Raw genomic sequence first — 10,912 nt, 5'->3', positions numbered from 1 at the left:
TAGCTCGCAGCCACGGCCTTCACAGCGTCGGCGCACTCCGCGGTTCCCGTCCCCGGGCGGGCACGCCCCGGGCCGGCAGAACCAGCACGGACCCCTCTCGCCGTCGGAGCACTAATTCCCACTCAGTTGACCGCTCCCCCCCCGGCGCGCATGCCGGGGGGGAGCGGTCAGCCGCGGTACGTCTCCAGTGGGCGAGCCCCGCTTCATTGGTGGCGGGGAGGCAGGGCCTGCGTGGCCTGGACCGAGGAGCCGCTCATTTCCGACGACCTCGTCGGCCACGCGATGCTGCGCGACCTGGGCCTGGTGCCGATCGCCACGGGCGAGCACGAGTTCACCCGGCACGGCTTCCGGTACCCGGGCACCGAGGTCATTCCGCGCGTCCCGAGGCCGATCCACAGGTCCTGAGCATTGCTCCCGGCGAACTGACCAGTACCCGCTGCTGGTCGAGGCGAGCGGCGCGCACGGCCGCTACTTCCGTTCCTGAACCTCGACGAGCCTGACCGGCTCACCCAGGCCGACGCCACCTGCTGTCCCCCGTACGACACGTGTGCCGCCCACAGCCGGTCCGGGAGACGACGCGTGTGTGGTCGCGTCGTGTCCCGGCCAGCCGCGAGTGGCGTTACTCAGGCCGACTGTCCCGCTGTGGCGGACGGTGTCCCGCTCGGCGGCGTGCCGTTGGGCGGGGTGCCGTTGGGCGGCTGACCACCGCCGTCCCCGCCACGGGTCGGCTCGGTGGTCGTGTCGACCGCGACGGTCAGCTTCGCGGTGTAGCCGGAGTCGACGTCCCCGGAGACCGTAGGCGTCTGAAGCTTCCAGTCTCCTTCGGCGAAGATGTCGTCGTCGGAGATCTTGGTGCCCACGCCCTCGAGGTTCTTCGTGGACCCGGAGTAGCCGTCAAGGGCGTAGACCTCGGCGAGCATGTCGGCGGGCAGGGCCAGCTGGGACGTCGCGAGGGCGTTGGTGACGTCGGTCGCGGAATCGGCGTCGGGATAGACCTCGAAGTGGAGGTGCGGCCAACGTCCGGTGTAGCAGCCGGGCACGATGGTCTTGAACGTCACCCGGCCCTCCGCGTCGGCGATCTGCACCCCTCGCAGGTACGTCTCGTTCTCGACGCCCTCGGAGTACATCGAGTACAGACCCTGCGCGTCACACTGCCACACGTATACCGCGACGCCCTCGAACGCGGCATCGTCGTTGGCCATGTCGGTGACCGTGAACGTGAGGGTGAGCGGCACACCCTCGACGGTCGTCCCTCCGTCGAGACTCGAGGTGATGTCACTGCGCACGATGCCCGACCGCTCGAGGATGTTGACGTCGTTCGTGCCGTCGGCCGGGTACGGCCCGTTGGTCTCCTCCGGGATCTCTCCGTCCGAGGTACCGGAGCCGGCCGATCCGCTCGCCGACGAAGCCACGCGGGTGGTCATCGCCTCACCCGCGGAACAGGCGGCGAGCGCGACGGAACTCACCCCGGCCCCGACGAGGCCCAGCCACCGCCTCCGTGTGAGAAGGGTCCTCACATCGAAACCGGCGCCCTGATCCACCACGTCCTCGTTCGGACGGGCGAGCGGTCGCCCTTCGTATGCCGGCCCTTCGGGCGTCTGATCAGCTTTCGGCACTCGGCCCATCGGTACTTCCCTCACTCTTTGCGGCGCGAACACCACCACTGTGCGGACGAAAGCTGTTCCGCACCTGTGGCGAAGGTAGGCGCACGATGAGACCGCGAGCGGCCCTGCCCGTCAGCCGAGGGCCGACGGGTGACGGGCGAGCGGCTGGACGGTGAGGTGCATGTAGGGAAAGAGCGGCAGACCCCACAGGATGTCGTTGAGCCGGTCGGCGTCGGTGACGTCGAAGACGCTGAGGTTGGCGTACCGGCCGGCGTGGCGCCACAGGTGGAGCCACTCACCGCCGCGTTGGAGCCGCTGCGCGTACTCCTTCTCGGCGGCGAGTGTCGCCTCCCGCAGGTCCCCGTCCATGTCGGGCGGCAGGTGGACGGTCATCTGGACGGCGAAGAGCACGGCCGGTCACGCCTTGTCGAGGACGAAGTCGTAGGTGACCTCGGCGACGCCGCCCGCCGAGGGGGTCGGGTCCAGCACCAGTTCGGGCTTCACGGCGGAGGCCACGTCGTCGTCGACGTAGGCGCCGCCCTTGAAGTAGAGCTGCGTGGTGAGGGTTTCGTGGCCCGGTGCGGAGACCTTCAGGTGCAGGTGCGCGGGGCGCCATGGGTGCCATCCGGCGGCGGCGACGAGCCTGCCGCAGGATCCGTCGGTGGGGATCTGGTAGGGGGCCGGCTGGACGGTGGTCACCGCGAACCCGCCCTGGTCGTCGGCGACGACGGTGCCACGCAGGTTCCACTCCGGGATGCCGGGCGCGAACTGGGCGTACAGTCCGTCGTCGTCGGCCTGCCACATCTCCAGCAGGGCGCCGGGCAGCGGCTCACCGGAGGCGCTGGTGACCTGGCCCTGGAAGAGCAGCGGGGTGCCGGGCTCGCCGTCCCGCATGGGCAGGGCGGCGGTGCCGGGCAGGGCCGGCGCGCCGGGCACGTAGTACGGGCCCTCGATGGTGCCCTTGCTGCCCTTGCGGTCGGCGGCGGCGACCTCCTCGACCACGTGCTCGATCCACACGTCGAGGAAGAGGGGCCACTCCCCGTCCTGCCCGACGGAGATCAGCCACGACTTCAGTGCGTTGTACTCCTCATAGGTCGCCCGGTGGGTGCGGATCACGTCGTGCACGGCCGTGATCACCGCGGTCGCCAGCGTGTTCACCCGCGCGGTGTCGGCAGTGCGGGACGGTGAGCCGGTCTTGTCGGTCAGGAAGCGCTCCGTGGCGGAGGCTCCGGAGGCGGCGGCGGTCGCCTTCAAGGTGGTGTCGGTCATGACGAGGTGGCTCCTTTGCCATTCGAGTGCGGTGTTCTCAGTGGTTGGTGGCGGTTCTCGGGATGAGGGCGGCGCGGACGCTCAACGGTCCTGGCGGTAGCGGTCGAGCTTCTCCGGGTCGATTGCCACGCCGAGACCGGGGCGGTCCGGCACGGTCAGCGTGCCGTCGGTGACGGTGATCGGTTCGGTGAGCAGGTCGTCGCTCAGGTCGAGGAAGTTGGACAGTTCACCGGCCCGGCGGGAGGCGGAGGCGTGGGCCGCGCCGAACGCCGCGGAGCACACGGTGCCGAGCTGGCCGTCGATCTGGTTGCCCATGACGACCTCGGCGCCCATCCCTTCGCACTGGTGGAGGATGCGCTGGGAACCGGTGAAGCCGGTACGGGCCGTCTTGATGCTGATCGCGGTCGCGGCCCCGTCGAGCAGGGAGCGGGTCACCTCGGCGGGCGTGGTGGCGGACTCGTCCGCGACGAAGGGCACCGGACTCCGCCGCACCAGCCACCGCCGGCCGAGGACATCGTCGGCGGGGCACAGTTCCTCGGCGAGTGTGATACCGAGGCCGTCGAGTTCACGCAGGGCCGCGGCCGACTCCGAGGCGGTCCAGCCGCGGTTGCCGTCCACGTACAGCTCTGCTTCGGTTCCCAGTGCCTCGCGCAGTGCCTTGCAGACGTCGAGGTCGAGGCGGACGGGGCGGCGGCCGACCTTCACCTTGAAGGTGGTGATGCCGTACGTGTCCCGTATGCGTGCCGCCTCCGCGGCCATCCGCGGCGGGGTGTCGAAGCCGAGCATGTGCGCCACGCGCATCCGGTCGCTCCAGCCACCGAGCAGCCGGGTGACCGACAGGCGCAGTGCCTGTCCCGCGATGTCCCACAGGGCCATGTCGATGGCGGCCTTGGCCGTCGGGTTGCCGACCGTACGGTCCAGCCGGGCGTGGACCCGCTCGCGGGCGAACACATCCAGACCCCTGAGCTGCGGGGCGAAGATCTTTTCGATCACGCCGGTGACGGAGGCCTGTGTCTCGCCGTAGGTGAACGGTCGGGGCGGGGCGTCGGCCACTCCCGTCAGCCCCTCGTCGGTGCGGACCCGGACGAGGACGTGCTCGGCGGTGTGCACCTCGCCACTGGCGAAGCGCAGGGGTTTGGTGTACGGGATGGCGTACGGGACGGCCTCGATGGCGGTGATCTTCACCGGGTGGTCTCCTCGGCGAGGCGGGCGACGCCGAGCAGGCGCCCGACGCGGTCGGGGTGGCCGACGAGTTGGAGGCCCAGGGGCATGCCCGCGGGGTCGCGGTGGCCCGGGACGGTCACTACGGGCAGGCCGAGCAGTTGCCAGGGGCGGCTGAGGACCGGGGTGCCGGTGGCGTCCAGGCCGTGCGGGGCGGGACCGGGGGCGGCGGGGGCGAGGATCGCGTCGAAGCGGCTGAGGAGGTCCAGGGCCGCGGCCCGTGCCGTGCGGGCGGTGGCGAGTGCCGCGCGGTGATCGGCCTCGGACGTGGCGCGGCCCTCTTCGAGGAGTGCGTTCAACTGCTCGCTCAGCGCTTCGGGGCGCCGGGCCTCGTCGGCGAGGGCGCGGGCTGCCTCGTGGGCCATGACGACGGCGTGGGCGGCGGCCAGACGGGGCGGGCCGACGACGGACTCCACCTCGCCCGGCCGGTCCCCGGCGCTGCCCATGAGGGCGCGGGCGGTGGTGTCCAGCGCGCTCCGCATCGCCGGGTCGATCCGCGCCAGGTCGCCGCCGGACCACACCGCCACCCGGGGCGCGGGGGGCGTTTCCTCGGCCGTGGTGCCGTCGACCGCCTCGATGACGGCGGCCAGGTCGGCGACGGTCGCGGTGAGCAGGCCCGGCGCGTCCAGGCTCGGGCTGAGGCCGGCGAAACCATCGGTCGGCCAGGCTCCCACGGGTGCGACGTAACCGGCGACGCCGCAGTAGGCGGCGGGCCGGGTCAGGGAGCCCGCGGTCTGGGAGCCCAGGGCGAGCGGCACCACGCCGGCCCCGACGGCGGCGGCCGAGCCGCTGGAGGAGCCACCGGGCGTGTGGGCGGTGTCGCGCGGGTTGCGCGTCGGGCCGGGCCGGAAGTACGCGAACTCGGTGGTGACCGTCTTGCCCAGCGGCACCGCGCCCGCCAGCCGCAGTCGGTGCACCAGCCAGGCGTCCCGCGTCGCGGTCCGGCCGCGGCGCAGGGGCGAGCCGCACTCGGTGGGCAGCCCGGCGACGTCGATGATGTCCTTCACCCCGAAGGGCATGCCGTGCAGCGGGCCGTCCGGGGCCTGCCGCGCTGCGGCGCGGGCACCGTCGGCGTCCAGCCGCACCCAGGCGCGGATCTCCGGTTCGAGGCGCTCCGCCCGCCGCAGCGCGTCCTCGACGGCCGCCGTGGCACGGGCGCTCATGCCGTGGCGCCTTCCGGTACGCGAGGAGCCGCGTCGAGCTGGTGGAAGGCCCGGTTGAAGTAGACGAGGCTCTGGCCGCCCGTACGGGTGCGTATGCGTTCGATCTCGACGAAGAGGACACTGTGCGAGCCCATGGGGACGGCATCCTTGATGGTGCCGACCGCGGTCACCAGCGCCTCGCTGAGCACCGGGACGTCATGGGTGCGGTCCCAGACGTCCCAGGTGAAGCGCTCGGCCATGGCCACCTTGGTGGCTCCGGCGAAGTGCAGGGCGAGTTCCTGCTGTTCACCGCCGAGCACGTTGAGACCGACGCGCCCGTTCGCCTTGAACACGTCGTGCATCGCGCTGCCGCGGTTGACGCAGACCAGCACGGTGGGCGGGTCGTCGGTGACCGAGCAGACCGCGCTGAGGGTGATGCCGCAGCGGCCGCCCGGCCCGTCGGTGGTGAGGATGTTGACGGCCGCCGGGAGGTGGGCCATCGCCTCCCGGAAGTCGGTCCGGCTGGGATTCACGGCAGTGCCGCTCCTTTCCTGTTCGTCTTTCGGGACGCTCACCACGGTTCGACCACCAGCCGTGCCGACTTCGCTCGCGACACACAGGCCGCGATCTGGTCGCCGGCCGCCTTCTCCTTCGCGGTCAGGCAGTGGTCACGGTGGTCGGGTTCGCCCTCGAGCACGCGCAGCACGCAGGTGCCGCAGATGCCTTCCCGGCAGGAGGTGTCCAGAGCCTGGCCGTTCTCCTCCAGCACCTCGGTGATGCTGCGGCCGGGCGGCACGATGTACACCTCTCCGGTGTCCAGCTCCACCTCGAACGGGCGGTCCGCTCCCTGCTCACGGGGGTCCGCGGCGGCCCCGAACAGCTCCGCGTGGATGTGCTCCCCCGGCAGACTCCGGGCGGCCGCTTCCCGGACGTGTGCCATGAAGTCGTGCGGTCCGCAGGTGTAGACGTGCGCGCCGGCGGGGAGACCGGTCAGGGCCTCGGCCAGCACCTTCCCGGCGGTCTGCCGGCCGAGCCCGAAGTGGCGGACCACCCGGTCGGTGAAGGGGGACGCGTCCAGCAGGCCGGCGAAGGCCGCCTCCGCCCGGCTGCGGGCCACGTAGTGGAGCCGGAACCCGGCTCCGCCGGCGTGCAGTTCATAGGCCATGGCCAGCAGCGGAGTGATGCCTATGCCCGCGGCCACCAGGTGGTGTTCGGCGGCGTCGGGGGCGAGGGCGAACAGGTTGCGGGGCGCGCCGACGGTGAGCCGGGTGCCGGGCGCCGCCTTGTCGTGCAGGGCCTGTGAGCCGCCGCGTGAGTCCGCCTCCCGCTTCACCGCGATGGTGTACGCGCCGGTGTCGCCGGGCGAACCGCACAGTGAGTAGGGGCGGGTGATCCCGGTGGGTCCGGTGACGTCGACGTGCGCGCCCGCCGGGTACGGGTCGAGTGGCCTGCCGTCGGTGCGCGCCAGTCTGAGGACCTTGACCGAGTCGGTCTCGTCGACGGCCTCGGTGACGGTGACAGTGAACATCCGTCCGCCTTCACGTTCGTTGAGGATGGCTGACGGCGGCGTCAGCGCATGTACAGGCCGCCGTTGGCGTCCCAGCAGGCGCCGGTGACCGCGTCGGCGTGCTCGGCGGCGAGCAGCACGGTCATGTCGGCGATGAACCGCGGCCGGCCCAGCCGTCGGACGGGGATGTCCCGCTCGATGGCGGCCAGTTGGTCGGGCGGGACCATCTCGCGCACCACCGGGACGTCCTGCGGTCCCGGCGAGACGGCGTTCACGGTCACTCCGTGCGGGCCGAGTTCCCGGGCGAACACCTTCGTCAGGGTGGCCACGCCGCCCTTGGCCGCCGCGTAATGGGCGCCGGTCGCCGTGCCCCCGTTCTGGCCGGCCAGCGAAGCGATGTTGACGATGCGCCCGTAGCCGCGGCCCGCGAAGTACGCGCCGAGGACCTGACAGCCGAAGAAGGCGCCGTCGAGGTTGGTCGAGACGATCTCGCCGAAGCTCTCCGGGGTGATCTCCATCAGCGGTTCGACCTTGGACCGGCCGGCGTTGTTGACCAGGACATGGACGGCGCCCCAGTGGTCGACGAGTTGGTCTCGGACCCGGGCGAAGGCATCCTTGTCGCGTACGTCGAGGGCGAGTCCGACGGCGTAGCGGCCCTCCGGGTCGAGGTCCGACGCCGCCCGCACGGCGGCCTTCTCGTCGAGGTCGGTGAGCGCGACGCGGTACCCGTGGTCGTACAGCCGGCCCGCGATCACGGCGCCCAAGCCGCCCGCCGCCCCCGTGACGAGGGCGACGTACCCGCTGTTCTGCTCCTCCGGGTTCACAGCAGGAACCCCGACGCCGTGACGGTGTCCTCGGAGTTCACCAGCCGCACGATCTTCCGGGAGATCCGGGGGCCGTCGGCGCCGAAGACGATCCGGTGGGTGACGTCGGCGGCCAGCACGAAGGTCTCCTCGCGCTTGTAGCCGACGAGGATCTGCGCGGAGCGGATCTCGATCGCGTCATCCTCGCGGCCGGTCACCACGAACCGGGAGACCGAGCGGACGGTGCGGGCCGCCGCGGCGGCGGAGATGGAGAAACCGCCGGTGAGGCGTTCGATGCGCATGCGGCGCATGCGGTCGTCGTCGTAGACGAGGTTGAGGCAGGAGGCGAAGTCGGTGGCGTCCCGGTCGATGGGGACGACGTACTCGCCGCCCTCGGCCCACAGACCGTCCCAGTCCTCGTAGCGGCGGGCGTCGAGCAGGTGGGCCTCGCGCCAGATCAGGGAGACGGCGGCGAGGGCGCGGGGGTCGTCGAGCGGGAGTTCAGCCGCCACGGCCGCCGTCGCGGGGGCTTCAGTTGCCATCGGTCATCATCCTCTTCCACATCGCGTACGCCTCCCGCATGCCCGTCTCGTCGGTCGCGTGGGAGGTGGGCTGCCCCAGGTCGTTGGGCTTCTCGCGGCCGAGCCCGCGGTTGACCAGGATCGGCATGTCGGCACCGCCGGCCACGCCGCGCTGGACGCGGTTCCAGGCTTCGGCGTCGTCGGGGCTGCCGAAACCGAACGGTCCCTGGAAGTGCTCGTGGATGCGCAGCCGTTCCCGGTTGACGATGTCCGGGCCGCCTTCCAGGCCGAGCGCGACGTGCCGGACCTCCGTCTCGTCGACCGACAGGGGGCGCAGCACTCGGAAGAACGCCATCGACATGGCGACGTTCGGGAAGAGGTTCAGGTTGAACCCGGCGCCGTGCAGCGAGCGGACGATGCGCCGCACCTTCTCCGGAGGCAGGTCCTTGGAGAGTTCCTCGACGATGTGGCTGAAGCGGTCCTGGAGCTTCTCGGTGCCGTCGTCGACGTCGAGGTCGGCGTGCTCGGCGACCGAGACGGAGACGCTGTGGCCGTTGCCGAGGGCGTGGGTGACCGCGGTCTCGTCGGTCATGATGGACAGCATGGACGCGGTCTCGGCGTCGACCGAGGACATCCAGGAGCGGTGCACGATCGGGAAGTGGTACCAGTCGGTGGTGTTCTCCAGCTGGATCTTCCAGTTGCCCCGGAAGCGGAACTTGTGCTCGCCCTGCACCTTGATCGGGTAGCCGGCGCCCTGCTTCATGAAGCGGTCGATCCACATCCGGGCCCCGCCGAGGAAGTCCTCCAGCGGCTCGATCTCCTCCGCGAAGCTGGCGAAGATCATGCCCGCGTACGTGCCGACCTTCAGGCGCTGGAGCGGCAGGTCCTTCTTCTCGACGACGTCCTCGTAGCCCTCGGGGTACGGGATGCCGCGCAGCGTGCCGTCCAGGGAGTACGACCAGGCGTGGTACGGGCAGGTGAAGCCGGCGCCGTTGCCCTTGGGTGTCTCGCAGACGCTGGCGCCGCGGTGGCGACAGCGGTTGAGCAGGACGTTGATGCCGCCGCGGCGGTCCCGGCTGACGATGACCGGCCGGCGGCCGACCCACGCCGTCTTGAAGTCGCCGGCCCTCGCGATCTCGCTCTCGTGCGCGACCCACACCCAGGTGCGGTGGAAGATGCGGTCCATCTCCTGCTCGAAGAGGGCCGGGTCGGTGTAGAGGGTGCCGGCGACGCGGTCGCCGCCGACGCGGTCGGCGGCCGTGGTCGACGGGTTCGCGGTCTCGGGGGTCGTGGTCATCGGGCCGCCTCCGGCTCCGGCAGCGGGCGGCCGAGCCGCGCCTCGATCTTCATGTAGCGCCACAGGCCGTGCTCGCCCACCTGGACGGTACGGAACAGGTTGCAGGCAGCGGCGACGGTGGGCTGGTCGACCACGTCGGCGAGGACGTAACAGGTCCAGGGCCAGGATTCGGAGGGTCCGACCATCTGCTGGTCGTCGTCGACTGTGCCGAGGACGGTGACGCCGGGCAGGTCGTACAGCTGGGTGAGCATGCTGGTGAAGCCGTCCCAGACGGTCTTGCCCTGGCCCGTGGGCAGGTCGAAGAAGTTCTGGTTGACGCCGATGCAGAACAGCACGCGCAGGGGGGCGTCGGCAGGTGCTGACATGGGCTGCCGCCTTTCGGTTTTCCGAGGTGTGCGGGGTGTACGGGGTGTGGGCCGTCAGAGGTATCCGGGGAAGGGGTCGACGCCCATGAGGACCGCGCCGGCGCCGTCGTACATGCCTTCCTGGAGGAATGCGTGCTGCGGTACGACCGACGCGTCGCGCAGGTGACGCTGGAGGGGGCTGCCGTCGGTGATGGCCGCGATGCCGCCCAGTTGGTAGGCGGACCGGACCACCTCGAAGGCGTTCTTGGCCAAGTGGGCGGAGGCCAGGCGGAGCAGGCTCACCTGCTGCGCGGTGGCGGGGTCGCCCGCCTCGACCGTGGCCCAAGCGTCTTCGGTGGCCTCGTAGAAGAAGGCGCGGGCGGAGCGCAGCCGGGCCTCGGCCCGAGCGACGGAGATGCGGTAGGTGGCGCGTTCGGCGGGCCCGGGGGCGCCGGTGAAGCCCGGTCGGCCGCCCTGGGCGATGACCTGGTCGAGGGCGGCCCGCGCGACACCGAGGCCGACGACGGCGAGGACCTGCGCGGCATACGCCACGGTCGGGTAACGGTAGAGCGGTTCGTCGACGGTGGGTTCGCCGCCGCGGACGAACGTCCACTCCTCGGGCACCACGGCCTCGTCCACCACCAGGTCGTGGCTGCCGGTGCCGCGCATGCCGACGACATCCCAGTTGTCGACGATCCGCACCTGATCGGGCCGCAGCACCGCGGTGAGCGGCCGGCCGGCCCGGTCGGCGCCGGCCCTCTTGATGCCGACGCCGAGCACGTCGGCGCCCTTGCAGCCGCTGGCGAACTTCCAGTGGCCGGAGACGTGGTAGCCGTCGTCGCCGAGTTCGGCGGGCTGCACCGGGAACAGGCCGCCGGCGAAGGCGACGTCGGGGCCGTCCGCGTACAGCTTGGCCTGCGTCTCCAGTGGAAGCGCGGCCAGGTAGACGGTGGCCGAGCCGAAACTCGCCACCCAGCCCGCCGACCCGTCGGCCTGCGCGACGCGCTCGACGACGTGGAGGAAGTCGGCGGGCGGCAGGGCGTCCCCGCCGAACTTTTTGGGAACACCGGCCCGGTAGATGCCCGCGTGCTTGAACTCAGCGATCACATCCCGTGGGACGTGCCGTCCCTCCTCGAATTCGGCCCGCCGTTCGGCCACCACTTCCAGCACCTGATCGAGCTGCTTCATGAGGGAATCTCCTCGC

The 10,912-nt window shown here is 71.5% G+C and carries 13 protein-coding genes; 1 reads left to right on the top strand and 12 read right to left on the bottom strand.

The features are described 5' to 3' along the window. Positions 1–231 precede the first annotated feature (231 nt). Positions 232–405, top strand: a complete 174-nt coding sequence (locus OIE12_RS29240) for an enolase C-terminal domain-like protein (protein ID WP_329140453.1) — start codon at positions 232–234, stop codon at positions 403–405. A 218-nt stretch (positions 406–623) separates the two neighbouring features. On the opposite strand, the gene OIE12_RS29235 is transcribed toward OIE12_RS29240, so the two are convergent. From OIE12_RS29235 to OIE12_RS29180, 12 genes are all read right to left on the bottom strand, one after another. Beyond that, positions 624–1,424 (bottom strand): intradiol ring-cleavage dioxygenase, encoded by an 801-nt coding sequence (locus OIE12_RS29235; protein ID WP_329140451.1) that lies wholly within the window; start codon positions 1,422–1,424, stop codon positions 624–626. 312 nt (positions 1,425–1,736) lie between these two features. Continuing rightward, positions 1,737–2,015, bottom strand: coding sequence for a muconolactone Delta-isomerase family protein (locus tag OIE12_RS29230; RefSeq protein WP_329140449.1), 279 nt, complete (start codon positions 2,013–2,015; stop codon positions 1,737–1,739). Between the two features lie 6 nt (positions 2,016–2,021). Next, positions 2,022–2,873: a catechol 1,2-dioxygenase gene (catA, locus tag OIE12_RS29225; protein WP_329140447.1), complete on the bottom strand. Its 852-nt coding sequence runs from the start codon at positions 2,871–2,873 to the stop codon at positions 2,022–2,024. Between the two features lie 81 nt (positions 2,874–2,954). Then, a complete protein-coding gene (locus OIE12_RS29220) occupies positions 2,955–4,058 on the bottom strand; it encodes a mandelate racemase/muconate lactonizing enzyme family protein (RefSeq protein ID WP_329140445.1) in 1,104 nt (367 codons plus the stop codon). Beyond that, positions 4,055–5,257 carry an amidase gene (locus tag OIE12_RS29215; protein ID WP_329140443.1) on the bottom strand — a complete coding sequence of 401 codons (1,203 nt, stop codon included), beginning with the start codon at positions 5,255–5,257 and terminating at the stop codon, positions 4,055–4,057. Before OIE12_RS29215 ends, OIE12_RS29220 begins: the two co-directional genes overlap by 4 nt. Further along, positions 5,254–5,769, bottom strand: coding sequence for a flavin reductase (locus OIE12_RS29210; RefSeq protein WP_329140441.1), 516 nt, complete (start codon positions 5,767–5,769; stop codon positions 5,254–5,256). Before OIE12_RS29210 ends, OIE12_RS29215 begins: the two co-directional genes overlap by 4 nt. A gap of 38 nt (positions 5,770–5,807) precedes the next feature. Beyond that, positions 5,808–6,764, bottom strand: coding sequence for a PDR/VanB family oxidoreductase (locus tag OIE12_RS29205; protein WP_329140440.1), 957 nt, complete (start codon positions 6,762–6,764; stop codon positions 5,808–5,810). 41 nt (positions 6,765–6,805) lie between these two features. Then, positions 6,806–7,567: an SDR family NAD(P)-dependent oxidoreductase gene (locus tag OIE12_RS29200; RefSeq protein WP_329140438.1), complete on the bottom strand. Its 762-nt coding sequence runs from the start codon at positions 7,565–7,567 to the stop codon at positions 6,806–6,808. Continuing rightward, positions 7,564–8,088, bottom strand: a complete 525-nt coding sequence (locus OIE12_RS29195; RefSeq protein ID WP_329140436.1) for an aromatic-ring-hydroxylating dioxygenase subunit beta — start codon at positions 8,086–8,088, stop codon at positions 7,564–7,566. Before OIE12_RS29195 ends, OIE12_RS29200 begins: the two co-directional genes overlap by 4 nt. After that, positions 8,078–9,364, bottom strand: a complete 1,287-nt coding sequence (locus OIE12_RS29190) for an aromatic ring-hydroxylating oxygenase subunit alpha (RefSeq protein WP_329140434.1) — start codon at positions 9,362–9,364, stop codon at positions 8,078–8,080. Before OIE12_RS29190 ends, OIE12_RS29195 begins: the two co-directional genes overlap by 11 nt. Beyond that, complete coding sequence (locus tag OIE12_RS29185; RefSeq protein WP_329140432.1) at positions 9,361–9,729, bottom strand: hypothetical protein; 369 nt, start codon at positions 9,727–9,729, stop codon at positions 9,361–9,363. The genes OIE12_RS29190 and OIE12_RS29185 overlap by 4 nt, the downstream gene beginning before the upstream one ends. Before the next feature lie 54 nt (positions 9,730–9,783). After that, complete coding sequence (locus tag OIE12_RS29180) at positions 9,784–10,896, bottom strand: acyl-CoA dehydrogenase family protein (RefSeq protein ID WP_329140430.1); 1,113 nt, start codon at positions 10,894–10,896, stop codon at positions 9,784–9,786. Positions 10,897–10,912: the final 16 nt, after the last annotated feature.

The organism is Streptomyces sp. NBC_00670 (assembly GCF_036226765.1).
Lineage (GTDB): Bacteria > Actinomycetota > Actinomycetes > Streptomycetales > Streptomycetaceae > Streptomyces.
The sequence above is the reverse complement of the archived record's forward strand: the minus strand, read 5'-3'. Positions and strand labels throughout refer to the sequence as shown.